Raw genomic sequence first — 24,402 nt, 5'->3', positions numbered from 1 at the left:
GGAGCCTCGACGATCGTGTCGCGGCCCCGTCCCGACACGACCGGCCCGCTCCGGCGGGCCCGCCTCATCACGAAGGAGTGACATGAGCGACACCATCACCGCACCCGCCCCGGCCGCCTCCGACGGTCCCGAGATCCACAAGGGCCTGGCCGGCGTCACGGTCGACCGGACGGCGGTCTCGAAGGTCGACGCGGCCAGCAACTCGCTGCTCTATCGCGGTTACCCGGTGCAGCAGCTCGCCGCCGAGCGGGACGTCGAGGACGTCGCCTGGCTGCTGCTGCACGGCGACCTGCCGACCGTCGACGAGCGACGCGACTTCGACGCCGAGCTGCGCTCGCACCGCACGCTGGCCCCCGGGCTGCAGCACCTCATCGACCTGATCCCCACCTCGGCGCACCCCATGGACGTCGTCCGCACCGCGGTGAGCGCCATCGGCGCCGCCCGGCCCGAACCCACGACGGGTGCGGGTGCCTACGACGTCGCCGACACGCGTCGACTCGCCACGCACCTCTTCGCCGTGCTGCCCGCCGTGATCGCCTACGACCAGCGGCGCCGCCACGACCTGCCGCCGGTTCCGCCGCGGGACGACCTCGGCTACAGCGCCGACTTCCTGCACCAGGTGTTCGACCGCGAGCCCGACCCGCTCGACGTGGACGCGTTCGACACCTCGATGACGCTCTACGCCGAGCACTCGTTCAACGCCTCCACCTTCACGGCCCGGGTCGTCGCCTCGACGCTGTCCGACCTGCACTCCTCGATCGTCGGCGCGATCGGGGCGCTCAAGGGCCCGCTGCACGGCGGCGCCAACGAGGCCGCGCTCGAGCTGCTCGACCGGGTCGGCCCCGCCGACGGGGCCGTGGCCTGGCTCGACGAGGCGTTCGCGCGCAAGGAGAAGATCATGGGATTCGGACACCGGGTCTACAAGAACGGCGACAGCCGGGTTCCCACGATGGAGGACGCCCTCGGCCGTCTGGTCGACCGGGCCCGCGAGCGGGGCGACGACCGGGTCGACGGGCTCAAGGAGACCTACGACGTCGTCGCCGCGACGGTGTTCGAGCGCAAGGGCCTGAAGCCCAACGTCGACTATCCGTCCGGGCTGGCGTACCACCTGATGGGGTTCGAGACGCCGGTCTTCACGCCGCTGTTCGTCGCGTCGCGGGTCCTCGGCTGGAGCGCCCACGTCATCGAGCAGCGCGAGGCCAACTCCCTCATCCGCCCCTTGAGCGAGTACGACGGCGCACCCCTGAGGGACGTCCCCGCGCGCTGACGCCTACCGTGGCCCGCATGCCGAACCAGCTGCGAGACGCCGTCAGCCCCTACCTCAGGTCGCACGCCGACAACCCCGTCGAGTGGCGTGCCTGGGGGACGGGGCCGTTCGTCGAGGCCGTCGAGCGGGACGTGCCCGTGATGGTGTCGATCGGCTACTCGACCTGCCACTGGTGCCACGTGATGGCGCGCGAGAGCTTCTCCGACCCCGAGGTCGCCGCCCAGCTCTCGGCGGGCTTCGTCTCGGTCAAGGTCGACCGCGAGGAGCACCCCGACGTCGACTCCAGCTACCTGGCCGCCGCCTCGGCCTTCACCGAGGGGCTCGGCTGGCCGCTGACCGTCTTCGTCACGCCCGAGGGTCGGCCGTTCTACGCCGGCACGTACTTCCCCCCCGTGCCCGTGCAGGGTCGGCCGTCGTTCCGACAGGTGCTCGACGCCGTCACCGACGCCTGGACCACCAGGCGGTCCGAGGTCGACGCGACCGCGTCGGCGGTTCAGGAGGCGCTGGCTGCGGGGCCCGCGTCGGTCACCGGCACCGCGCCTCCTGGTCCCGGTGCCGGGGTCGCCCTGCCGGGACGGCCCGAGCTCGCCCACGCCGTCGCCCGGCTCGTCGCCCACGAGGACCGCGAGCACGGCGGCTTCGGCGGGGCCCCGAAGTTCCCGACGGCGCCGGCCCAGCTGGCGCTGCTCGCCCTCGGCGCGGGAGGGGACGACGGCGCGCTCGAACTCGTGTCGCGGACGCTCGCCCGCATGGCCGCGTCGCCGCTGCGCGACCCGGTCGAGGGCGGGTTCTTCCGGTACGCGGTCCGACGCGACTGGTCAGAACCCCACTACGAGCGCATGCTCTACGACAACGCGCAGCTGCTGCTGGCCTACTCGCGGCTCTCGGTGCTCGACCCGGACCCGGCCCCCGGCCCCGCGCCGACGTCGGCAACTCAGGAGATCGGCTCGGATCCGGTCCGGGTCGCCGCCGGGGTCGCCGATTTCCTGAGTTCCCGACTGCGCACGGCCGACGGGGCCTTCGGCTCGGCGCAGGACAGCGAGAGCACGATCGACGGCGTCCGTGACGAGGGCGGCTACTACCGGAGGGACGCCGCGGGTCGCGCGGCCCTCGACCCGCCGCCCGTCGACGACAAGATGCTCACCGGCTGGAACGGCCTCGCGATCGCGGCGCTCGCCGAGGCGGGGTCACGGCACGGTCGCCCCGACTGGGTGGGCACCGCCCGCAGCGCGGCCGACCTGCTGCTCTCGCGTCACGTGACCGACGACGGTCGTCTGCTGCGCGCCTCCGTCGGGTCGACCGTGTCGGACGCCGTGGCGACCCTCGAGGACCACGGCCTGTTCGCGTCCGGCCTGCTGGCCCTCTCGCTCGCGACGGGCGAGGCCCGGTACGCCGTCGCCGCGCGGTCGTTCGTCGACGCCTGCCTGCTCGACGACGCCGACCCGCGGGTCGTCGCGGCCCCGTCGGGTGGCGACCCCGTGCTGGTCTCGCAGGGCGTTGCCCTGTCGAGCGACCCGAGCGAGGGTGCCTACCCGTCGGGACGCAGTGCGGTCGCGGCGGCCGCGCTCACCCTCCACCAGCTCACCGGGGAGGCGCGCTACCGGTCGGTGGCCGGACGGCTCGTCGCCGAGGTGGCCGGTTCGGCCCTCGACAACCCGCTCGCGTACGGTGCCGCCTTCGGGCTGCTCGTCGAGCTCGAGGCCCCGCTGACGCAGCTGGTCGTGGTCGAGCCGTCCCCGACGGACCGCGCCGACGACGGCCTCGCCCGGCGGGCACGGAGCGTCGTCCGCCCGGGCAGCGTCGTCGCCGTGCTGGACGAGGAGGCGCTGGTCGCCTTCGAGCACGCGGGCTTCGAGTTGTTCGCGGGTCGCTCGGCCCCCGGGCGCGTCCCCACCGCGTACCTCTGCCGCGACTTCGTCTGCCGACTGCCGGTCACGACCGTGGGCGACCTCGACGGACTGCTGCTCGAGGGGTGACGACACGACCGCGTCGATCTCCCAGGCACCGGCGACGCACCGGGTAGGGGCGCCAGGCGGGGGCTCCCGGCGGGTGAACCGTGCGGGGCGCCGGGCGGGGGCGTCAGGCGGCGGCGGGCACGAGCGGTGCGGCCGGGTCGGCGACCCACTCGGCGAGCGAACCGTCGTACACCGCGACGTCCGAGCGGCCGAGGACGGCGAAGGCGAGGGCGTCGACGCTGGCCGACACACCCGAGGCGCAGTAGACGACCGTGCGCGGTTCGTCGGGCACGACGGCGAGGCGGTCGCGGAGGACCGGGTCGCGGGCGAGCGTGCCGTCGTCGGCGAGGAGCGTCTCGGCCGGTACGTTGACGCTGCCGGGGATGTGCCCGGCGCGGGTGAACGGGCTCGACGTGCCGTCGAACTCGTCGCGGGGCGAACCGGAGACGAGCGCCGCTCTCTCGTCGCCCGCCACCACGGACTCGACGAAGGCCTTGTCGACCCAGTGGTCGGGACGTTCGGTCGCGACGAACGGGGCGGGCGTCGGCAGGACGTCGCCGAGGTCGTACGGCTTGCCCTGCGCGAGCCACTGCGACCACCCGCCGTCGAGCACCGCCACGGCGTCGTGCCCGTAGGCGCGGAACAGCCACCACAGGCGGGACGCCCAGCGGCCGTCGACCGTGTCGTACACGACGACCGTGCTGTCGTTCGAGACGCCCAGCGCGGCCGCCGCGGCCTGGAAACGGTCGACCCCGGGCCGGGTGAAGGGCAGGTCGGAGCCGGGGTCGCTGAAGTCGACGAGCAGGTCGGCGAGGACCGCCCCGGGGACGTGACCGTCTCGCTCGAACCCGTCGCGGCCCGTGGTGAGGGCCGCCGGGCCGTCGCCACGACCCGGGCCGACGCCGCGACCCGGATCGACGTCGAGGTCGACGTCGAGATCGAGGTCGACGAGCACCGTCGCGTCGACGATCGTCAGGTCGTCGGCGCCGAGGTGGTCGGCCAACCACTGTGTCGAGACGACGGGTGAGGTGAGGACGGGTGCCATGCGGGCCACGGTAACGCCGACCGGTGACATCGGACCCTGAGTCCGCAATGAAGCGTCACAACGTGTGCGCCTCGACGAACGGGGAAACCGCGACCCGCCCCGACGGTCGTGTCAGCGACCGGCCTTCTTCGCGGTGATGACGCCGGTGTCGAAGCCCATCAGGTTGAGCCCGCCGTTGAACCGGGCGTGCTCGACCTTCATGCAGCGGTCCATGACGACGGTGAGCCCCTGTTCTTCGCCGTACCGGGCGGCCTCCTCGTCGTAGATGCCGAGCTGGACCCAGATCGTCTTCGCGCCGATCGCGAGCACGTCGTCGACGACCGATCGGATGTCGGAGGCCTTGCGGAACACGTCGACGACGTCGGGCACCTCGGGCAGCGAGGCCAGGTCGGGGTAGGCCTTCTGGCCGAGGATGGTGTCGGCTCGGGGGTTGACGAAGTAGACGCGGAGGTCGGTCGACTGCTGCAGGTAGGTGCCCACGAACGAGCTCGACCGGCTCGGGTTGGGCGAGGCACCGACGACGGCGACGCTCTTCGCCGAGCGCAGGATGGCCTGGCGCTCGCGGGCCGTGGGGCCGACCCACGTCCGCTGCGACTTGAGCAGCTTGGCCAGGGGAGACGACGCGGGCAGCTCGCAGGTCAGCCCGTTGGTCAGCTGCGTGGTGACGGTGTCGGTCACGTCGGGTCACTCGCCTTTCGTCGCCGCGGCCAGCGCCTGGTCGAGGTCGTGGATGATGTCGTCGGGGTCTTCGATGCCGACGCTGATGCGCACCGAGCCAGGCAGCACCCCCGCGTCGACGAGCTGCTGCTCGCTGAGCTGGGCGTGGGTGGTCGAGCCCGGGTGGATGACGAGCGTCTTCGCGTCGCCGATGTTGGCGAGGTGGCTGGCGAGCTCGACCGACTCGATGAAGGTCTTGCCGGCCGGACGACCGCCCTTCAGCTCGAACGTGAAGACCGAGCCGGGGCCCTTCGGCAGGTACTTCGCCGCGCGCTCGTGGTGCGGGTGCCCGGGCAGGCCGGCCCAGCGAACGCGCTCGATGCGCGGGTCGGCGTCGAGCCACTCGGCGACCTGGCGGGCGTTGTCGACGTGGGCCTGCATGCGGAACGGCAGGGTCTCGACCCCCTGGGCGAGCAGGAAAGCCGAGTGGGGAGCGAGGGCCGGGCCGATGTCGCGCAGCTGCTCGGCGCGCAACCGGGTTAGGAAGGCGTACTCGCCGAAGTTGCCGGACCAGTTGAGCCCGCCGTAGCTCGGCACGGGCTGGTCGAAGAGCGGGAACCGCTCGCTGTCCCAGTCGAAGCGGCCGGACTCGACGACGACGCCGCCGAGCGTGGTGCCGTGACCGCCGAGGAACTTCGTGGCCGAGTGCACGACGACGTCGGCACCCCACTCGATCGGACGGTTGAGGTAGGGCGTGGCGATGGTCGAGTCGACGATCAGGGGCAGGCCGTGCGAGTGGGCCACGTCGGCCAGGCCCTCGAGGTCGGCGACCTCGCCGGACGGGTTCGCGACCGTCTCGACGAAGACCAGCTTCGTCTCGGGACGGATGGCGGCGGCGTAGTCCGCCGGGTCGGAGGACTGCACGAAGGTCGTCTCGACGCCGAAGCGACGCAGGGTGACGTCGAGCTGCGTGATCGACCCGCCGTAGAGGTTCGCGCTCGCGACGATGTGGTCGCCCGCGCCGGCCAGCGAGGCGAACGTGACGAACTGGGCGCTGAGGCCGCTCGCCGTCGCGACGGCGCCGAGCCCGCCCTCGAGGCTGGCGACGCGCTCCTCGAAGGAGGCGGTGGTCGGGTTGGCGAGGCGGCTGTAGATGTTGCCGTACTTCTGCAGGGCGAACCGCGCCGCGGCGTCGTCGGTGTCGTCGAACACGAAGGCGCTGGTCTGGTAGATGGGCAGCGCCCGTGCCCCCGTCGCCGCGTCCGGGATGTTGCCCGCGTGGATCGCCCGCGTGCGGAAGCCGTACTCACGATCTGCCATGCCCCCACGCTAGCCGCTGGTCGTCACGCGGGGACCCGGGACGTCACACGGCGGAACACGGCCGACCCGCGCCTCCTGCGGGGGAGGAGCCGTCGGTCGGCCGGAGGCGGCTCCGACGCCTACTTCCAGCTGGGTATCCAGTAGTGCAGCCGGATGAACTCCCAGTCCTCCAGCTGCGCCGTCCACAGGGGGTAGAAGAAGACCGACACGGCGACGGCGACCACGACGACGATCGCCGTGACGCCGATGCCGCTCAGCCGCCGGGACCGGTCGTCGGTGCGTCGGCCGAGGACGATGCCGAGCACCGCGGCCAGGCCGAGCACGAGGTAGGGCTCGAAGGCGATCGTGTAGAACTGGAACACCGTCCGGTCGGTGAACGCCAGCCACGGCAGGTAGGCCGCCGCGACGCCGACGAGGATCGCCCCGTACCGCCACTCGCGGTACCGCCCGACGCGGTAGACGAGGTAGAAGCAGGCCGCGACCGCGGCGTACCAGATCAGCGGGTTCGCGACCGAGGTGATCGCCTCGCCGCACCGGGCCACGTCGCAGCCGCCCTGGCCCTCGTCGAACCCCTGGTAGTACATGCTCGTCGGTCGCAGCATCAGCAGCCAGGTGAGCGGGTTCGCCTGGTAGGCGTGCGGGGTGTGCAGGCCGACGTTGAACCCGTAGACGCCCGCCTGGTAGTGCCAGAAATTCTGCACCACGTCGGGCACCCACGCCAGGGCTCCCGTCCACCGCGTGCCGCCGTCCTCGACCCAGCTGCGGTAGTAGCCGCCCGACGTCGCGAACCAGCCGGTCCAACTCGCCAGGTAGGCCACCACGGCGACGGGCACGGTCAGCAGGAAGCTCACCGGTGCCTGCCTGAACAGGGTGCCCGACAGCCAGAACTCCACGCCGGCCCGGCGGCGCGCCACCATGTCGACGACCACCGTGTAGACCGCGAAGAACGCCAGGAAGTACAGGCCGTTCCACTTCACGGCCGTCGCCAGCCCGCACAGGAGGCCGGCCGTCACCAGCCAGGGACGCGCCCACAGGGCGGGGCCCCAGGCGATGTCGCGACCGGCACCGCGCCTCCTCGCCCGCCAGGCCTCGAGCCGGCGGGCGCTCTGCCGGCGGTCGAGCAGCACCGCCCCAAAGGCCAGCAGGCCGAAGAACATGACGAAGTTGTCGAGCAGGGCCACCCGGGACATGACGATCGCGTGCCCGTCGATCGCCAGGAAGAACCCCGCCAGCGTGCCGAGCAGCGTCGATCGCAGCAGCAACGACCCGATGACCGCGACCAGGGCGACCGCGAGGATGCCCACGACGGCCGTGCTGATGCGCCAGCTCGCCGGGTTCTCGGGACCGACCGCCGCCATGCCGAGGCCGATCAGCCACTTGCCGAGGGGCGGGTGCGCCACGAACGACGGTGCCGCGAGGAACCCTCCGACCCCGCCCGCGGCGAAGGTCGGGTCGTAGTCGGCCGGCCACGACCCCTCGTAGCCGAGGTTGAACAACGACCAGGCGTCCTTGACGTAGTACGTCTCGTCGAACACGAGGGTCGCGGGGGAGTTCAGGTGCCACAGGCGCAGCACCGCGGCCAGCAGCGTGACCGCGAGCGGGCCCGCCCAGGCCCAGACGCGCCTCCTGACCGGGGTGCGCAGCACGCGCCCCCACCAGGCGTCGAGCCGGGTCGGGGGAGCCTCGCGGGCGTGGGCCGCGGTCGCGTCGTCGACCGGGGTGCCGACGGGCGGGACGATCACCCGGTCGGTGAGCGGGTCGGCCGACGCGAGGCCCGGCTCGCCCGCCGTCGGACGGGCAGGAGGCGCGGTGCCGGCCTCGACGAGCGCGTCGAATTCGCGCTCGGGCCCGGTCGTCATCGGGCCATCGTAAGTGGGCGGTCCGGGGCCGGGGGACAATGGGCGGGTGATCGTGCTCGCCGCCACCCCCATCGGAAACCTCGGCGACGCCAGCCGCCGCCTGATCGAGACGCTGTCGAACGCCGAGGTCGTCGCCGCGGAGGACACGCGCACGGCGATCCACCTGATGCGTGCCCTGGGCGTCGAGAACCGGCCCCGCCTCATCGCCCTGCACGAGCACAACGAGCGCGAGAAGGCGGGCGAGATCGTCGAGCTGGCCCGCGCCTCCGACGTGGTCGTGCTCACCGACGCCGGCATGCCCGCCATCAGCGACCCCGGGTTCCCGCTCGTCGAGGCCGCCGCCGCCGCGGGCGTCACCGTCACGGCGATCCCCGGCCCGTCCGCGGTGCTCACCGCGCTCGCCGTGTCGGGACTGCCCACCGACCGCTTCAGCTTCGAGGGCTTCCTGCCGCGCAAGCAGGGCGACCGTCTGCGCGTGCTGGGGGCGCTCGCCGACGAACGCCGCACCATGGTGTTCTTCGAGTCGCCCCACCGCCTGGCCGACTCGCTCGGCGACCTGGTCACCGCTCTCGGGGCCACGCGCCGCGTGGTCGTGTGCCGTGAGCTGACGAAGCTGCACGAAGAGGTGCGCCGCGGCAGCGCGGCCGAGCTCGCCGAGTGGGCGGCCGAGGGCGTCCGGGGCGAGATCTGCATCGTGGTCGAGGGCGCCCCCGAACGCGTCGTCGACCTGGCCGCCGGGCTCGCGCAGGTGCAGGCCCTGGTCGCCGACGGCACCCGCCTCAAAGAGGCCACCGCCGACGTGGCCGCCGCCACGGGTCTGTCGAGGCGCGACCTCTACCAGGCCGCCCTCGCCGCCCGCCCGCCCCGCGCGTAGGGCGTGGCGTACCCCGCCCAGCCCGGCGGGTGCAAGCTCGGAGGAGGCGCGTGCCCGGAGGAGGCGCGGCCCACCACGAGCAGGAGGTACGACATGAAGGCGGTCCGTTTCGAGCAGTACGGCGACATCGACGAGCTGAAGGTCGAACAGGTGGCGAAGCCCGAGGCGGGTGCCGGCCAGGTCGTGGTCGCCGTCAAGGCGGCGGGCCTGAACCCCGGTGAGGCGGCGATCCGCGCCGGACTGATGCACGACGCGTTCCCCGCGGCGTTCCCGTCGGGGCAGGGGACCGACTTCGCCGGCGTGGTCGACGAGGTCGGCGCGGGGGTCGACGAGTGGTCCGTCGGTGACGAGGTCGTCGGGTGGGCCAACCGGTCGTCGCACGCCGAGTTCGTCGTCGTCGACCACGACGAACTCGTGGCGAAGCCCGAGAACGTGCCGTGGGAGGTCGCGGGCAGCATCAGCGTGACCGGACCCACCGCCTACGCCGCGCTGCGTGCCGTGCAGGCCACCGAGGGCGACACGATCGTCGTCTCGGCCGCGGCCGGCGGCGTCGGCGTGATGGTGTCGCAGCTCGCCGTCCTGGGCGGGCTCACCGTGATCGGCACCGCGAGCGAGCGCAACCACGACTTCCTGCGGCAGCTCGGCGTCACGCCCGTGGAGTACGGCGACGGCGTCGTCGACCGCATCCGTGAGGCCGCCCCCCAGGGCGTGGACGCGTTCGTGGACTGCTTCGGCCAGGGCAACGTCGGGTACGCCCTCGAGCTCGGCGTCGCGCCGCAGCGCATCGACACGATCATCGACTTCGCGGCCGTCGAGCAGCACGGCGTCAAGGCCGAGGGCAGCGCCCAGGCGACGTCGCAGGCCGTGCTGTCCGAGCTGCTCGAGCTGATCTCGACCAACAAGATCATGGTGCCGATCGACGGGATCTTCCCCCTCGACGACGTCAAGGACGCCTACCGCGACCTCGAGGACGGCCACGCCCGGGGCAAGTACGTGCTCGGCATGGACGTCGTCGAGTACCCGGGCGAGCACGCCGGCGAGCGGGCGGGTTCCGACGACCGCACCGAGGAGCACGACGCGACCTGACCGGTCGACGCGACCCGCGCCTCCTCGTCCCCGGCGGCGGACGCAGGAGGCGCGGGTCGCGTCATCACGTCGGTGCCCCCACCTAAGATGGTCCCCATGCCCGCCGGCGACTCCTTCTTCATCGCAACGCCCATCTTCTACGTCAACGACGTGCCGCACATCGGTCACGCCTACACCGAGGTCGCAGCCGACGTGCTCGCCCGGTGGCACCGTCAGCGGGGTGACGACGCCTGGCTGCTGACCGGCACCGACGAGCACGGTCAGAAGATCCTGCGCACGGCCACGAGCCACGGCGTGACCCCGCAGGAGTGGGCCGACAAGCTCGTCACCGAGTCCTGGAAGCCCCTGCTCGAGACCGTCGACATCGCCAACGACGACTTCATCCGCACGACCGACGCCCGCCACGAGGCCGGCGTGCAGAAGTTCCTGCAGAAGCTCTACGACGACGGCTTCATCTACCAGGGCGAGTTCGAGGGCTTCTACTGCGTCGGCTGCGAAGAGTACAAGCAGCCGAGCGACCTGGTGCCCGGCACCGGCGCCTACGAGGGCGAGCAGGTCTGCGCGATCCACAGCATCCCGGTCGAGGTGCTGCAAGAGAGCAACTACTTCTTCCGCATGAGCGACTTCGAGCAGCGACTGCTCGACCTCTACGAGGCCCAGCCCGACTTCGTGCAGCCCGACTCGGTGCGCAACGAGGTCGTCTCGTTCGTCAAGCAGGGTCTGCGCGACCTGTCGATCTCGCGGCAGAGCTTCGACTGGGGCGTCAAGGTGCCCTGGGACGAGAAGCACGTCGTCTACGTGTGGTTCGACGCCCTGCTCAACTACGTCACGGCCATCGGCTACGGCGTCGACGACGACGAGTTCCGGCGTCGCTGGCCGGCCGTGCAGCTCGTCGGCAAGGACATCGTGAGGTTCCACGCCGTCATCTGGCCCGCGATGCTCATGGCGGCCGGGCTGCCCGTCCCCAAGAACGTCTTCGGCCACGGCTGGCTGCTGGTCGGCGGCGAGAAGATGTCGAAGTCGAAGCTCACGGGCATCGCCCCGCAGCAGATCACCGACGTCTTCGGTGCCGACGCGTTCCGGTACTACTTCATGCGCGCCATCACCTTCGGTCAGGACGGCAACTTCAGCTGGGAAGACATCGCGGCCCGCTACCAGGCCGAGTTGGCCAACGGGTTCGGCAACCTGGCCTCGCGCGTCGTGGCCATGATCACCCGCTACTTCGACGGCACCGTGCCCGTCGCCGGCGACCTCACCGAGGCCGACCTGGCCGTCCGCGAGACCGAACTGCGGGTCACGGCCGAGGCCGACGCGGCGATCGACCGGTTCGCGATCAACGAGGCGCTCGCGTCGATCTGGCAACTGGTCGACCAGCTGAACGGCTACATCACCGAGCAAGAACCCTGGGCCATCGCGAAGGACGAGTCGCAGCGCGAGCGCCTGGCGACCGTCCTCGCCACCGCGTTGCGGGGTCTCGGCACCCTCACCGTGCTGCTGTCGCCGTTCATCCCGACGGCCACGCGCACCCTGTGGCAGTCGATCGGGCAGGGCGAGCTGACCAGCCAGCCCGTCGACCGGGCGGCCGAGTGGTCGAGCGCTCCCGACGTCAAGCCGCTCGCCGCCGGGCTCTTCCCCCGCATCGAACAGCCCGAGCCCGCGGCATGAGCGACGACACGTCCGGTGGCGGCGGCGCGACCTCCGGGCCGGCCGACGGCGTCCCGGCGACGCACGTCCGCCACCGCTCGTCGGGCGCGGACGGCCAGAAGCGCGACCTGACCTACCCCGCGCCTCCCCAGCCCCTCGTCGTGCCGGTCTACGACAACCACACGCACCTCGAGATCGCCGACGGCGTCGGAGACGACGGCGACGGCCCCCTCGACTACCGCGAGCACCTCGACCGGGCCTCGTCCGTGGGCGTGCGCGGCGTGGTGCAGGTCGGCACCGACCTCGAGACGTCCCGCTGGTCGGCCGAGATCGCCAGCCGCGAGCCCCGGGTGCTCGCCGCCGTCGCCATCCACCCGAACGAGGCCCCGGCCCTCGCGGCCGCGGGCACCCTCGACGAGGCGCTGTCCGAACTGGACGGGCTCGCCGCGAGGCCGCGCGTGCGCGCCGTCGGCGAGACCGGGCTCGACTTCTTCCGCACCGGCGACGACGGTCGGGCGGCCCAGCTCGAGGCGTTCCGCGGCCACATCGAGATCGCCAAGCGCCACGGCCTGGCCCTGCAGATCCACGACCGCGACGCCCACGACGACGTGGTCGACCTGCTGCTCGAGGTGGGCGCTCCCGAACGCACCGTCTTCCACTGCTTCAGCGGCGGGCCCGAGCTGGCGAGCATCCTCGCCGAGAACGGCTGGTACGCGTCCTTCGCCGGCACGGTGACGTTCAAGAACGCCCAGCCCCTGCGCGACGCCCTCGTGCAGTTGCCGCGCAACCTGATCATGGTCGAGACCGACGCGCCCTACCTGACGCCGGTGCCCTACCGCGGTCGCCCCAACGCGCCGTACCTGATCCCCTTCACGCTGCGGTCGATGGCCGAGACGATCGGCACCGACGTGTCCATGCTCGCGGCCCAGATCTCGTCGACGACCGAACTGGTGTACGGCAGCTGGGACAGCGAGCCCGTGACGGTCGAGGGCTGATGTCGCGCGCCACCCTGCTCGGCCCCGCCGAGATCCGTGACCTCGCCGACCTCCTCGGCGTGCAGCCGACCAAGAAGCTCGGGCAGAACTTCGTCCACGACGCCAACACCGTGCGTCGCATCGTCGCCGCGTCGGGTGTCTCGGCGGGCATGACCGTCGTCGAGATCGGCCCCGGGCTCGGCTCCCTGACCCTCGGCCTGCTCGAGGCGGGTGCCAAGGTGGTGGCCGTCGAGATCGACAAGCGCCTCGCCGAACAGCTGCCGAAGACCATCGCGCAGCTGCAGCCGGCGGCCGACCTCACCGTCGTCGTCGACGACGCCCTGCGCGTGACGACCCTGCCCGACGAACCCACCCACCTCGTGGCGAACCTGCCGTACAACGTCAGCGTGCCGGTGCTCCTGCACTTCCTCGAGCACTTCGACGGGCTCGAGCACGGGCTCGTCATGGTGCAGTCCGAGGTCGGTCTGCGCCTGGCCGCCGAGCCCGGCTCGAAGGTGTACGGCGGGCCGAGCATCAAGGCGGCGTGGTACGGCGAGTTCCGGGCCGCGGGCCAGGTCAGCCGCCAGGTGTTCTGGCCCGTGCCGAACGTCGACAGCATCCTCGTCGCGTTCGACCGCAAGCCGGCCCGCGGCAGCGAGCTCGAGCGTCGGGCGACCTTCGCCCTCGTCGATGCCGCGTTCCAGCAGCGACGCAAGATGCTGCGCCAGTCGCTGTCCTCCCTCTACGGGTCGTCCGCCGCCGCCTCCGAGGCCCTAGAACGTGCCGGACTCGCCCCGACCCAGCGGGGAGAGCAGCTCACCGTCGACGACTTCCTCGCCGTGGCCCGGGTCAGCGACGTCGACGCCCTCGCCGGGGCGTCCGTCGCCGCCGTGCTGCACGCCGACGAGGGCGAGGCCGGCTGAGCCGTGCCCCGACGCAAGAACGGCCCCGACGGCGCGCCGTCCGGCAGGGCCAGGGGCAGGGACGGTGCCGGTGGCGGTGACGAGCGCGGGCACGGTGAGCAGCGGCTCAGTGACGCCCGGCTCGGGTCGGGCACCGGACGCGGTGCGGCCGAGTGGTTCGCACGGCTCGACGCCGCGGGGGCGGCGCGACTGTCCCACGAGCAGATCTCGCGCCTCCTGGTCGACGAGTTCGAGGTCGTGCCGTGGTGGGCCGAGGGGATCACGGTGCGCTACGAGCAAGAACGCGGCGTCGAGCCGCCGGGGCGCCAGCCCGACGGCAGCTACGCGGTCACCGTCGGCCGCAGCTTGAGGGGTGCACCGCTCGAACTGTTCGACCTCGCCGTCGACCGGTTCGCCCGGTACGCCGGCGGCCCGCCCGAGGTCGTCGCCCGGTCCGCGACGCGTCCGACCGCCGACTGGACCCTCGCGCACGGGGACACGCTGCGCCTCCAGGTGGTGTCGACCGCCGGTCCGAAGTGCTCGGTGTCGTTGACGCAGGGCAGCCTGCGCCTGCCCGAACGGGTGCAGCCCGTGAAAGAGGGGTTGACGCGGGCGTTCGGCGTCATGAGTGATCGCCAGAACTGACTAGGTTGGACGCATGACGTCCGTGGCCGCCCCGACCGTGGTCCACACGCGTGCGCCGGGCAAGATCAACGTCTTCCTCGCCGTCGGCGACCTGCAGGACGACGGTTACCACGACCTCGCGACCGCCTACCAGGCCGTGTCCCTCTACGAGGACGTGCGTGCGCGTCGCGCCGACGACTTCACCGTCAGCGTCACGGGTGGCCCGTCCATCGACGTGTCGGGCGTGCCGACCGACGGGTCCAACCTGGCGATCAAGGCCGCCCGCCTGCTGGCCGAGACGACCGGCTACACGGGCGGCGTCGCCCTGACCGTCGACAAGGCGGTGCCCGTGGCCGGCGGCATGGGGGGCGGATCGGCCGACGCCGCCGCGACGCTGCTCGCGTGCGACACGCTCTGGGGAACCGGCGTCGGTCGTGACGAACTCCTGCGGCTCTCGGCCCGACTCGGTGCCGACGTCCCGTTCGCCTTCGCCGGGGGCACCGCGATCGGTACCGGTCGCGGCGACGAGCTCAGCCCGGCCCTGGCGAAGGGGCAGTTCCAGTGGGTCCTGGCCGTGGCCGACGTCGGCCTCTCGACGCCGCGCGTCTACGACGAACTCGACGCGCACCGTCTGCGGCACCAGGGCGAGATCCGCTCGGTGCGGCACCCCGTCGTCGACGCCGGCGTCCTGCAGGCACTCCGGGCGGGCGACCCGGGCATGCTCGCGGACGCCATGCACAACGACCTCCAGGCGCCCGCCCTGCACCTCCAGCCGGGCCTGGCCGACGTCCTCGAGCTCGGTGAGGGCAACGGGGCCCTCGCGGGCATCGTGTCGGGCTCCGGCCCGACGGTGGCGTTCCTCGCACCCGACCTCGACGGCGCTCTCGAGCTGCAGATCGCGCTGAGCGCCGCCCGCCTCACGGTCGTCCGCGCCACGGGCCCGGTCCACGGCGCCCGCGTCGTCACCGACTAGGCCCGGGCCCCAGGGCGTCGCCGAGCCCCCCCGCGCGCGCAGGGGGGCTCGGCGACGCCCCGGGGTCTCGCGGGCTCAGCGCTCGTACTTGAGCACGTTCGTGCGGGTGAGGTGCCACTCGTCGGCGACGTGGAAGCCCTTGGCGGCGAGGTCCGCGGTGACCCGGGGCCTCCAGTCCTGCTTGTCGCTCGTGATCAGCCAGACGACGTCGAGGTCGTCGGTGCGGTCGATGACGTCCTCGAGCGGGTGCTGGACCTCCCACAGCCCGCCGGTCTCGGCCGCGGGGGTCTCGAGCGTGAAGTCCGACATCCCTTCGAACGCCGCGGGGTACGTGTTCTCGATGATGCGCGACGTGGCCTTCGGGTGTCGACGCACGGGGCCGAAGACGACGCCCTCGGCCGTCCCGGCCGGTTCGAGCGCCCGTTGCTCGCTCACGAGGTCGGCCACCTGGTTCCACGCGGCCGAGTCCTTCGCCTCGGGCTGACGCTGACGTTCGTAGGTCGGGGCGGTGAGCACCACGGCGACCAGCAGGACGAGGGCGATCACCCGCCGCCAAGGGATGGCGGCCACGGCGACGGCCATCATGATCGCGACGGCCGGGGTGCCGAAGGTCAGGTAGCGGGGCGAGTAGAGCGGCTCGGTCACGAGCGAGACGCCCACGAGGCCGACGGTGGGCACGATCATCCAGGGCAGGACGACCTCGGCCAGTCCCCGGGCACGGGGCACGAGACCGGCGACCACGACGACCAGGCTGGCGAGCACCAGCATCCAGCCGAAGACGGCGAAACGGTCGTTCTGGTAGAACCACTGCGTCGTCAGCACCTGGTCGATCGTCGCGAAGCTCGGCCGGTCGAGCCAGCCGACCTGGCCGCTCTGCTCGGACGTGAAGTACACGACGGGCAGGCTCGCGAGTCCGGCGACGGCCGCACCGGCGAACCAGCCGAGGAACGAACCGCGTGCTCCGTGCGGTGCGCCGACGAGCGGGGTCGACGCCACGGCGTCCTGCGACGTCGCCACCGACCCCGAGGAGGCGCGGAGCCGGCGCTCGCGTCGCCACTGCACCAGCATGGTGACGCCGTGCCCCACCACGACGAAGGCGACGTACAGGAAGAAGAGAACCGAGACGACGGCGAGCACGGCGTAGGCGACCCACCAGCGGACGGCCGAGGCCCGGGTGCGGGTCTCGCCGACCTGGGCGGTCCGGCGCGAGGCGGTGACGAGCACGAGGGTCAGGGCGACGGCGAACATCGCCGAGAAGGCGTACGAACGGCCCTCGCCGCCCATCCAGGTCACGCGGGGGATCAGGCAGAACAGCAGGCCCGCCACGACGGCCGTCCGGCGGTCGGCCAGGGTGCGGGCGAGCACGACCGTGAACGCGGCGGCGAGCCCCGTGACGATCGTGCTGGGCACCCGGAGCGAGATCGGCGAGTACGGGAAGACGTCGAACCACAGGTGCATGAACGCGTAGTACGTGGCGTGCACCAGGTCGACGGTCTGGACCATCTGCCAGAGCTGGCCCCAGCTGCGCGTCGCCGAGATGACCGTCGCGGCCTCGTCGTACCAGACGGACGGCACCCAGAGGAAGGCGCCCGACAGCACGGCGGCGAGCAGGCCGACGAGCACGGCGTCGAGATGACGCCAGTGCCGGAGGCGCGTGAGGGCTGTGCTGCGGCCGGTCCCGGGCGTCGTGGATACAGTGGGCGCGGTCGATCGACCGTCGGCCGGATGCAGGAGGTTCGTCATGTCGTCTCTTCCCCCTCTCGGAGGATCTCGCGTGCGACACGGGGGTGACGCGCGCGGGGCGGCCGTGCACGACGGTGGCGTGCACGGTGCCGGCGTGCGCGACGGTGGACACGGCGGCGACCCCGTCGAGGGCGAACGCTACTCGCGAAGCGTGCGCCTGCCGGGGTTCGGTCTGGGCTCCCAGGGGCGCCTGGCGGCGTCGAGGGTGCTGGTGGTCGGGGCCGGCGGGCTGGGCGCGCCGGTCATCCAATATCTCGCAGCCTCGGGTGTGGGAACCCTGGGAATCGTCGACGACGACGCCGTCGATCTGTCGAACCTACAACGGCAGGTGCTCTTCCGCCCCGACCAGCTGGGCTTCCCGAAGGCCCGCGCCGCCGCCGACTGGGTGCGTGCCGCCAACCCGGACGTGACCGTCGTCGCCCACCCCGTCCGACTGAGCGACCGCACCGCCGACCTGCTCGACGACTACGACCTCGTGGTGGACGGCAGCGACTCGTTCGACACCTGCTACCTCGTGGCCGACGCCGCGGCCGAGCGCGGTCTGCCGGTCGTCTGGGGCAGCGTCAACCGCTGGGACGGACAGTTCAGCGTCTTCTGGGACGACGCCCCGGACGCCCGGGCGGTCGACTACCGCGACCTGCACCCTGCCCCGCCCGCCTCGGGCTGGGACGAGTCCTGCGCCGACGTCGGCGTGCTGGGGCCGCTGTGCGGGACGGTGGGCGCGGGCATGGCCGGAGAGGTCGTCAAGCTGCTGACCGGTCTCGGCGATCCGCTGCTCGGCCGGGTCGTGACCGTCGACGCCCTGGGCGGCACCTGGCGGGAGAGCCGGTTGGCCCGCGCCCCGCACCGGGCCGAGGCCCGGGCGACGGTGAACGATGCGCGCCGCGCCTCCTCGTCCTCGGCCTCCGAGGCGCAGGCGACCACCGCCGACGCGCCCCCGGCCCGTGGTCGCCGCGTCGGCCCCGACGTCGACGCGGCCGAGCTGACGACCCTGCTCGGGGCGCGAGCGACGGGCGATGCCGACTTCACGCTGCTCGACGTGCGCGAGGTCGACGAGCACGACTTCGCCCACATCTCCGGTGACGTGCAGGCTCCCGGGTACGGCACGCGCACCCGCCAGCGGCCCGAGCTCGATCCGGCGCAGCGGGTGGTCGTCTACTGCGCCCGAGGGCCGCGGGCCCGCGCCGCGGCCGACCTGCTGGCGGGCGAGGGCTTCGACGTGTCGGTGCTGCACGGCGGCATGCTCGGGTGGCAGCTCGCGCAGGGGGCACCCACGCGGCCGTAGGCGGGCGTTCAGCCGCCGGCGAACGGCGGCATGACGTCGATGACCGCGCCGTCGGGGACGAGCTGCTCGCGGTCCCGCGTGGTCAGGCCGTCGACGAGGAACGAGCAGCGCAGCAGCACGTCGCGGAAGTCCGCGGCCGACACGCCCTCGACCGGGCGGACCTCGGTGAGCAGGCGCCCGATGGTCGGGCGTTCGCCCGCGGGCACCTCGACGCGCTGGTCGTCGCGGCCCACGGCGGTGCGGGCGGCGGCGAAGAACCGCAGCGTCGACGAGACGGGGGCCGGGGTGGCTCCGTCGACGGGGGTGGCTCCGTCGACGGTGGGGGCGGGGTTCGTGGTCGTCATCTCAGCCTCCGATGGCGCTCATGGTGCGTTCCGGCTGCACGAAGTCCGGGTCGTCGATGCCGTGGCCCGAGGGCTTGGCCCACATGGCACCGCGCCAGGCGTCGGCCAGTTCGAGGTCGCTCGCCCCGCTCCGCAGCAGGTCGCGCAGGCCGGTCTCTCCGCCGCTGAAGAGGCAGCTGCGTATGCCGCCCTCGGCGGTCATGCGGGTGCGCCGGCAGTCGGCGCAGAACGGTTCGCTGACCGAGGCGATGATGCCGACCCGCCCGGCCAGTCCGGCGTCGTCACCGCGGCCGACGGCGTCGAACAGCTCGGCGGGTGCTCCGTCGCGCTCGACGTCGGCGGGGCTGAGGTCGAAGCGCGTGGCGATCAGCGAGTGGATGTCGCGTGAGGTGACGAAGGAGGCGCGGTCCCAGCTGCGGTCGGCGTCCAACGGCATCTGCTCGATGAACCGCAGCTCGTGGCCGCCGCGCAGCGCCCAGGCGAGCAGGTCGGGCGCCTCGTGGTCGTTGATGCCGGGCAGCAGGACGGCGTTGATCTTGACCGGGGTGAGGCCGGCCGCCGCCGCGGCGTCGACGCCGGCGAGCACCTTGTCGAGGAACGGACGACGCGAGACCTTCATGAACGTCTCGGCGTGCAGCGAGTCGAGCGACACGTTGACCCGGTCGAGCCCGGCGTCGGCCAGGGCCTGGGCGCGGTGCGCCAGGCCGATGGCGTTCGTCGTCAGCGACACCTCGGGCCGCGGGTCGATCGCGGCGACCCGTCGCACGATGTCGATGAGGTCGGCACGCAGCAGTGGCTCGCCCCCGGTGAACCGCACCTGCCGGACGCCGAGGTCGCGCACGCCGATGCCGACCAGGCGCACGATCTCGTCGGCGTCGAGCGCCTGTTCACGGGGGAGGGCCGGCAGGCCCTCGGCCGGCATGCAGTAGGTGCAGCGCAGGTTGCACTTGTCGGTCAGCGAGACCCGCAGGTCGGTCGCGGTCCGACCGAAGCGGTCGAGCAGTCCCGGAGCGGCGTCGCTCGACGGCCGCGCGGGCAGCAGGTCGTCGGCGGGGGCCCGGCCGGGCATGGTGGGCAGTCCGAGCGAGACGGTCATCCGTCGAGGTTAAGCCCGCGGGGCCGAACGTGGGGTGTCCATGGGAGGCGACCCGCGCCTCCTTTCGCTCCGCCGTGCACGACGCCCCGCCCCGCAGGCTCGTCCGGGGCCACTCCTTGCGGCTGCGCGACCGCGCATTCGGAACTAGGCTCGCGTCCATGACGCAGATACGGATCAAGGACGCGGCGGCGTTCCTCGGCGTGAGCGACGACACCGTGCGACGCTGGATCGACCTCGGCCTGCTCGAGAGCGAGAAGGACGACGCCGGGCGCGGCGTGGTCGACGGGCTCGCGCTCGCGACGCTCGCCCGGAAGAACGCCGTGCTGCCCGCCGACCCGTCCGAGGTGGGGCGGTCGGCACGCAACCGCCTGGTGGGCGTCGTGACCGAGATCACCGCCGACCGGGTCATGGCCCAGGTCGAGCTGCAGTGCGGCCCGCACCGCATCGTCTCGCTGATGAGCAGCGAAGCCGTCCGAGAGCTGGGCCTCGAACCCGGTTCGGTGGCCATCGCCGTCGTGAAGGCCACGACGGTCATCATCGAGACGCCCGGCGGGAAGGCCTGACCATGAGACGGACCCCCCGCGTCGTCACGGCGCTCGTCGGAGCCCTCGCGGTGGCGACGGCCCTCGCCCTGACGGGGTGCTCGGGCGCGACCGTCGACACGGCGACCAGCGCGACACCGACGGCCTCCGACCCGACCCTCGAGGGGTCGATCACCGTCTACGCCGCCGCCTCGTTGACGACGACGTTCACCGAGCTCGCCGACGAGTTCGAGAAAGCGAACCCGGGCACGACCGTCGACCTGACCTTCGCGGGCTCGTCCGACCTGGTGACGCAGATCACCGAGGGAGCCCCGGCCGACGTCTTCGCCTCGGCCGACGAGAAGAACATGGCGAAGCTGACCGACGCCGGACTCGTCGACCCGTCGGCCTCGGAGGACTTCGCCACGAACGTCCTCACCATCGCCGTGCCGCCGTCGAACCCCGCCGACGTCACGGGCTTCGCCGACCTCGGGAAGTCCGACGTGACGACCGTGGTCTGCGCGGCCCAGGTGCCCTGCGGTGCGGCGACGGTCGCGGTCGAGCGGGCCACCGGCGTCACGATCTCGCCGGTCAGCGAGGAGTCCTCGGTCACCGACGTGCTGGGCAAGGTCACCTCGGGGGAGGCCGACGCCGGGCTGGTCTACGTCACGGACGTCGAGGCCGCCGGCGACAGCGTGACAGGCATCGAGTTCCCCGAGGCCGACCAGGCCGTCAACACCTATCCCATCGCCCCTGTGGCCGACACGGCGAACCCGGCGGTGGCCGAGGCGTTCGTCGCCTTCGTCACCGGCGAGGTCGGGCAGGGCGTGCTGCGGGACGCCGGCTTCGGCGCGCCGTGACGCCCGCCCCGCACCGTGCCTACGCCGGCGTCCCGGTGTGGATCGCGGTCGTCGCGGCCCTGGGGGCGGCCTTCGTCCTGCTGCCCCTCGTCGCCATGGTGTCGAGGGTCGACTGGGCCGAGTTCGTGCCGCTGGTCACCTCCGAGTCGTCGGTCGCCGCGTTCTGGCTCAGCCTGCGCACGTCGGTCACGGCGACCCTCCTCTGCGTCGTGCTCGGCGTCCCGATGGCGGTCGTGCTGGCCCGCACCGGGTTCCGGGGCCAAAGGGTGCTGCGGTCGCTCGTGCTGCTGCCGTTGGTGCTCCCGCCCGTCGTCGGAGGCATCGCGTTGCTCTACACCTTCGGGCGCCGCGGCCTGCTCGGTCAGGCGTTCGACGCGCTCGGCGTGACGATCGCGTTCTCGACCACGGCGGTCGTGCTGGCCCAGACCTTCGTCGCCCTGCCCTTCCTGGTGCTGAGCCTCGAGGGCGCCCTCCGCACGGTGGGCACGCGCTACGAGGCCGTCGCGGCGACCCTGGGCGCCCGGCCCACGACCGTGCTGCGGCGGGTCACGCTGCCGCTCGTGTTGCCCGCCCTCGTCTCGGGCGCCGTGTTGTCGTTCGCGCGGGCCCTCGGCGAGTTCGGGGCGACGCTGACCTTCGCGGGCTCCTTGCAGGGCGTCACACGGACCCTTCCGCTCGAGATCTACCTGCAACGCGAGACCGACCCCGACGCCGCCGTGGCGCTGTCGCTCGTGCTCGTCCTCGTGGCGGTCGTCGTCGTCGCCCTGGCCCATCGGGCGGGCGGGCCGTCCGGCGTCGCCACCCGGAGGCGCGGGTCGTGACGCTCGAGTTCGCGGCGGTCGTCGAGGACCGCGGCTTCGACGTCGAGCTGGAGGTGGCCGACGGAGAGACGGTGGCCGTCCTCGGCCCGAACGGGGCCGGCAAGTCGACGCTGCTGTCCCTGGTCGCCGGCCTCCTGCGACCCGACCACGGCACGGCCCGCCTGGGCGACCGCGTGCTGTTCGACGTCGACGGCCGCGGGCGCGGACCCTCGCTGCGCCCGCACGAGCGCGGCGTCTCGATGCTCGCCCAGGACGCCCTGCTCTTCCCCCACCTCAGTGCGCTCGACAACGTCGCCTTCGGCCCGCGCAGCACCGGGGTGCCTCGACGCGAGGCCGGCCGCCGAGCCCGCGACTGGCTCGACCGGGTCGACGCCACGGGGCTCGCCGAGCGGCGTCCGGCGCAGCTCTCGGGTGGACAGGCGCAGCGGATCGCCGTCGCCCGTGCCCTGGCCGCCGACCCCTGCCTGTTGCTGCTCGACGAGCCGATGGCCGCCCTCGACGCGTCGGTCGCGCCCGCCCTGCGACGGACCCTGCGCGACGTCCTCGCCGACCGCACGGCGGTGATCGTCACGCACGACGTCCTGGACGCCTACACGCTGGCCGACCGGGTCGTCGTGCTCGACGGGGGCCGGGTCGTCGACGCCGGCCCCACGCGCGCCGTCCTCGACCGTCCGACCACGCCGTTCGCCGCGGGGCTCGCGGGGCTCGACCTGCTGACCGGCACGGCCCGCGGGGGAGGCGTCCGGTTGGAGGACGGCACCCTGCTGACCGCCCGGTCCGCCGACGGGCTCCCGGCGGGCGCCGCGGCCGCGGTGGCCGTGCGGCCGAGCGCCGTGCGCGTGTCGACCGGGACCCCCTCGGGTCCGACGCCGTCCGAGAACGCCCTCGACGTCGTCGTCACGGACCTCGAGCCCCGCGGGGACGTCGTCCGGGTCCGGGCCGGCGACGTGTCGGCCGACGTCCCGCCCGGCGTGGTCGCCGGCCTCGACCTCGTGCCGGGCAGTGCCGTCCGGTTCTCCTTCGACGCCGGAGACGCCGTCGCCTACCTGGTCTGAGCGGGCCCGGGGCTCGACGAGGGGGCGGACCGTCGGCGGCCGACGACCCGACGCAGCCGGTCGACGTCGCCCCCCACGGCGTCGAGCAACCGGTCCGTGAACCCGGGGCCGGCCCGCCAGAGCGTCACGAGCAGGATGACGAGCACGGCCGAGGCGAGCGACGCCCGCTGCAGTGCCATGCCCGGCTCGAGCTGGCGCACGAGCAGCGCGAGCGGGATCGCCAGCCACTCGACCCGCCCGGTCAGCGCGACGAACGGCACCAGCAGCAGGGCGTACCAGGGGTAGCGGGGGCTCACCGCCACGAGCGTCACGCCGATCATCACGAGCTGGCCGAGCCACGGGTCGTGAGCCGGGGTCTTCACCCACACGAGCACGGCCGTGACACCGACGATCAGCACGGCGACCGGTGTCGTCCACGCGTCCGGCATGAAGGCCGACAGGAACACGAAGCGCGAGCCGTCCTCGTAGCCCTCCTCGGTCAGGTAGCCCGGCAGGTACCCGAGCACGCCCCACCCGGTCATCGCGACGTAGGGCACGTAGAGCACGGCGAAGGTGACGACGGAGGCGCTGATCACCTTCCAGGGCTGGCCGCGCAGCAGGGCGGGTGCCGCGATCACCGGGATCAACTTGGTCGCGATGGCGGCTCCGAGCGCGATGCCGCCGCGGAAGCGCCGACCGGTGGCGACGAGCAACGACGCGGCGACCACGAGCACGGCACCCAGGAGGTCGACGTGCGAGTTCGTGACGCCCTCGCCGACCACGAGCGGGCACCAGCCCCACAGCGCGGCCCAGCGGGGGTCGAGACCCCGCCGGCGCAGGGTCGCCAGCAGGGCGACGGTCGTGCCCAGCACGAGCACGAAGCCCATCGCCTGCAGCGGGAAGAACCCGGCGTCGGGGCCGACCACGGCGGACACCGCCCAGAAGTACAGTTCGGCCATCGGCGGGTAGATGGTCGGCACGTCGGGCCGGTTGATCAGCGTGCAGACGACGTCGCCCGTCTGGCTGTCGTAGGCACGGTGGACCTGGCGGTCGGGTTCGCCGCAGCGCTCGCCGATCGTGCCGTCGTCGCGGGTGAACGGCGTCGACTCGGGGAAGATCCAGGCCGGCCGCAGGTCGCGCAGCTCGCCCGCGTCGGGCGTGTACTCGTACGGCGAGACGCCGGCGGTCTGCACGATGCCGTCCCAGGCGTAGCGCGCCGGGTCGGTGCTCGTGTTGGGTACGCCGGTCAGGCCCGCCCCGCCGACCAGGGCCGTGCCCGCCACGACGAGAGCGGTGACGTGGCGCACGGGCACCCGGCGCAGCAGCACCACCGCCAGGGCGAAGAACGCCCAGCACACGGCGGTCCAGACGACGAAGTCGGTCCGCAGGTCTTTCATCAGGAACCCGACGTTCACGACGCCCCAGGCGATCGCCCCGGCCAATCCGAGGACGGCCACGGCCGCGAACACAGTACGCACGCCCCCAGTCTGGCCGAATCGGCCCTGGGAGTCGTGCACA

The 24,402-nt window shown here is 73.0% G+C and carries 22 protein-coding genes; 14 read left to right on the top strand and 8 right to left on the bottom strand.

Annotation, left to right across the window (positions count from 1 at the left end):
* The first annotated feature begins 82 nt into the window (after positions 1 to 82).
* Together ARTHRO9V_RS11315 and ARTHRO9V_RS11310 are read left to right on the top strand one after the other, a co-directional pair.
* Positions 83 to 1,267, top strand: coding sequence for a bifunctional 2-methylcitrate synthase/citrate synthase (locus ARTHRO9V_RS11315; RefSeq protein ID WP_056048917.1), 1,185 nt, complete (start codon positions 83 to 85; stop codon positions 1,265 to 1,267).
* A 17-nt stretch (positions 1,268 to 1,284) separates the two neighbouring features.
* Complete coding sequence (locus tag ARTHRO9V_RS11310) at positions 1,285 to 3,243, top strand: thioredoxin domain-containing protein (RefSeq protein ID WP_159827226.1); 1,959 nt, start codon at positions 1,285 to 1,287, stop codon at positions 3,241 to 3,243.
* Between the two features lie 103 nt (positions 3,244 to 3,346).
* On the opposite strand, the gene ARTHRO9V_RS11305 is transcribed toward ARTHRO9V_RS11310, so the two are convergent.
* The 4 genes from ARTHRO9V_RS11305 to ARTHRO9V_RS11290 all read right to left on the bottom strand — a co-directional run bounded on the left by ARTHRO9V_RS11305 (position 3,347) and on the right by ARTHRO9V_RS11290 (position 8,103).
* Positions 3,347 to 4,267 carry a sulfurtransferase gene (locus tag ARTHRO9V_RS11305; RefSeq protein ID WP_056048914.1) on the bottom strand — a complete coding sequence of 307 codons (921 nt, stop codon included), beginning with the start codon at positions 4,265 to 4,267 and terminating at the stop codon, positions 3,347 to 3,349.
* 111 nt (positions 4,268 to 4,378) lie between these two features.
* Positions 4,379 to 4,945: a CoA-binding protein gene (locus ARTHRO9V_RS11300; protein ID WP_056048910.1), complete on the bottom strand. Its 567-nt coding sequence runs from the start codon at positions 4,943 to 4,945 to the stop codon at positions 4,379 to 4,381.
* Positions 4,946 to 4,951: 6 nt separating this feature from the next.
* A complete protein-coding gene (locus ARTHRO9V_RS11295; protein ID WP_056048907.1) occupies positions 4,952 to 6,244 on the bottom strand; it encodes an O-acetylhomoserine aminocarboxypropyltransferase/cysteine synthase family protein in 1,293 nt (430 codons plus the stop codon).
* A gap of 119 nt (positions 6,245 to 6,363) precedes the next feature.
* Positions 6,364 to 8,103 carry a dolichyl-phosphate-mannose--protein mannosyltransferase gene (locus ARTHRO9V_RS11290; protein ID WP_159827223.1) on the bottom strand — a complete coding sequence of 580 codons (1,740 nt, stop codon included), beginning with the start codon at positions 8,101 to 8,103 and terminating at the stop codon, positions 6,364 to 6,366.
* A 46-nt stretch (positions 8,104 to 8,149) separates the two neighbouring features.
* Here ARTHRO9V_RS11290 and rsmI point away from each other — a divergent pair, with 46 nt between their 5' ends.
* The 7 genes from rsmI (at position 8,150) to ARTHRO9V_RS11255 (ending at position 15,180) form a co-directional block, all read left to right on the top strand.
* Complete coding sequence (gene rsmI / locus ARTHRO9V_RS11285; RefSeq protein ID WP_056048904.1) at positions 8,150 to 8,977, top strand: 16S rRNA (cytidine(1402)-2'-O)-methyltransferase; 828 nt, start codon at positions 8,150 to 8,152, stop codon at positions 8,975 to 8,977.
* A 93-nt stretch (positions 8,978 to 9,070) separates the two neighbouring features.
* Complete coding sequence (locus ARTHRO9V_RS11280) at positions 9,071 to 10,063, top strand: NADP-dependent oxidoreductase (protein WP_082452609.1); 993 nt, start codon at positions 9,071 to 9,073, stop codon at positions 10,061 to 10,063.
* Positions 10,064 to 10,159: 96 nt separating this feature from the next.
* Entirely contained in the window at positions 10,160 to 11,728 is a 1,569-nt protein-coding gene (gene metG / locus ARTHRO9V_RS11275) for a methionine--tRNA ligase (RefSeq protein ID WP_159827204.1), read from the top strand.
* Positions 11,725 to 12,702 carry a TatD family hydrolase gene (locus tag ARTHRO9V_RS11270; protein WP_082460596.1) on the top strand — a complete coding sequence of 326 codons (978 nt, stop codon included), beginning with the start codon at positions 11,725 to 11,727 and terminating at the stop codon, positions 12,700 to 12,702. Before metG ends, ARTHRO9V_RS11270 begins: the two co-directional genes overlap by 4 nt.
* Complete coding sequence (rsmA, locus tag ARTHRO9V_RS11265) at positions 12,702 to 13,604, top strand: 16S rRNA (adenine(1518)-N(6)/adenine(1519)-N(6))-dimethyltransferase RsmA (RefSeq protein WP_159827201.1); 903 nt, start codon at positions 12,702 to 12,704, stop codon at positions 13,602 to 13,604. The genes ARTHRO9V_RS11270 and rsmA overlap by 1 nt, the downstream gene beginning before the upstream one ends.
* Positions 13,605 to 13,607: 3 nt before the next feature.
* A complete protein-coding gene (locus tag ARTHRO9V_RS11260) occupies positions 13,608 to 14,228 on the top strand; it encodes a hypothetical protein (RefSeq protein WP_159827198.1) in 621 nt (206 codons plus the stop codon).
* Positions 14,229 to 14,241: 13 nt separating this feature from the next.
* Positions 14,242 to 15,180, top strand: coding sequence for a 4-(cytidine 5'-diphospho)-2-C-methyl-D-erythritol kinase (locus ARTHRO9V_RS11255; protein WP_159827195.1), 939 nt, complete (start codon positions 14,242 to 14,244; stop codon positions 15,178 to 15,180).
* A 75-nt stretch (positions 15,181 to 15,255) separates the two neighbouring features.
* Here ARTHRO9V_RS11255 and ARTHRO9V_RS11250 read toward each other — a convergent pair whose 3' ends face one another.
* Positions 15,256 to 16,923 (bottom strand): hypothetical protein, encoded by a 1,668-nt coding sequence (locus tag ARTHRO9V_RS11250; protein ID WP_123571619.1) that lies wholly within the window; start codon positions 16,921 to 16,923, stop codon positions 15,256 to 15,258.
* A 31-nt stretch (positions 16,924 to 16,954) separates the two neighbouring features.
* Here ARTHRO9V_RS11250 and ARTHRO9V_RS11245 point away from each other — a divergent pair, with 31 nt between their 5' ends.
* Positions 16,955 to 18,208 carry a ThiF family adenylyltransferase gene (locus tag ARTHRO9V_RS11245; RefSeq protein ID WP_236557035.1) on the top strand — a complete coding sequence of 418 codons (1,254 nt, stop codon included), beginning with the start codon at positions 16,955 to 16,957 and terminating at the stop codon, positions 18,206 to 18,208.
* Positions 18,209 to 18,216: 8 nt separating this feature from the next.
* On the opposite strand, the gene ARTHRO9V_RS15890 is transcribed toward ARTHRO9V_RS11245, so the two are convergent.
* Both ARTHRO9V_RS15890 and moaA read right to left on the bottom strand, forming a co-directional pair.
* Positions 18,217 to 18,552 carry a MoaD/ThiS family protein gene (locus tag ARTHRO9V_RS15890; protein ID WP_159827189.1) on the bottom strand — a complete coding sequence of 112 codons (336 nt, stop codon included), beginning with the start codon at positions 18,550 to 18,552 and terminating at the stop codon, positions 18,217 to 18,219.
* 1 nt (position 18,553) lies between these two features.
* Positions 18,554 to 19,648: a GTP 3',8-cyclase MoaA gene (gene moaA, locus ARTHRO9V_RS11235; RefSeq protein WP_123571616.1), complete on the bottom strand. Its 1,095-nt coding sequence runs from the start codon at positions 19,646 to 19,648 to the stop codon at positions 18,554 to 18,556.
* Between the two features lie 158 nt (positions 19,649 to 19,806).
* Here moaA and ARTHRO9V_RS11230 point away from each other — a divergent pair, with 158 nt between their 5' ends.
* From ARTHRO9V_RS11230 to ARTHRO9V_RS11215, 4 genes are read left to right on the top strand one after another with little or no spacing between them, the layout of a single operon-like run.
* The gene (locus ARTHRO9V_RS11230; RefSeq protein ID WP_056048887.1) at positions 19,807 to 20,211 is read left to right on the top strand and encodes a molybdopterin-binding protein; all 405 of its coding nucleotides are present in this window, start codon (positions 19,807 to 19,809) and stop codon (positions 20,209 to 20,211) included.
* Between the two features lie 2 nt (positions 20,212 to 20,213).
* Positions 20,214 to 21,029, top strand: a complete 816-nt coding sequence (modA, locus tag ARTHRO9V_RS11225) for a molybdate ABC transporter substrate-binding protein (RefSeq protein ID WP_056048882.1) — start codon at positions 20,214 to 20,216, stop codon at positions 21,027 to 21,029.
* The gene (locus ARTHRO9V_RS11220; protein WP_056048879.1) at positions 21,026 to 21,850 is read left to right on the top strand and encodes an ABC transporter permease; all 825 of its coding nucleotides are present in this window, start codon (positions 21,026 to 21,028) and stop codon (positions 21,848 to 21,850) included. The genes modA and ARTHRO9V_RS11220 overlap by 4 nt, the downstream gene beginning before the upstream one ends.
* On the top strand, positions 21,847 to 22,905 hold the full coding sequence (locus tag ARTHRO9V_RS11215) for a sulfate/molybdate ABC transporter ATP-binding protein (RefSeq protein WP_159827186.1): 1,059 nt from the start codon (positions 21,847 to 21,849) through the stop codon (positions 22,903 to 22,905). The genes ARTHRO9V_RS11220 and ARTHRO9V_RS11215 overlap by 4 nt, the downstream gene beginning before the upstream one ends.
* Here ARTHRO9V_RS11215 and ARTHRO9V_RS11210 read toward each other — a convergent pair.
* Positions 22,893 to 24,362 (bottom strand): glycosyltransferase 87 family protein, encoded by a 1,470-nt coding sequence (locus tag ARTHRO9V_RS11210; protein ID WP_159827183.1) that lies wholly within the window; start codon positions 24,360 to 24,362, stop codon positions 22,893 to 22,895. The genes ARTHRO9V_RS11215 and ARTHRO9V_RS11210 overlap by 13 nt on opposite strands.
* Positions 24,363 to 24,402 lie beyond the last annotated feature (40 nt).

This window comes from Frigoribacterium sp. 9N (genome assembly GCF_902506305.1).
Lineage (GTDB): Bacteria > Actinomycetota > Actinomycetes > Actinomycetales > Microbacteriaceae > Frigoribacterium.
This window is presented reverse-complemented; position numbering and strand designations above follow the sequence as displayed.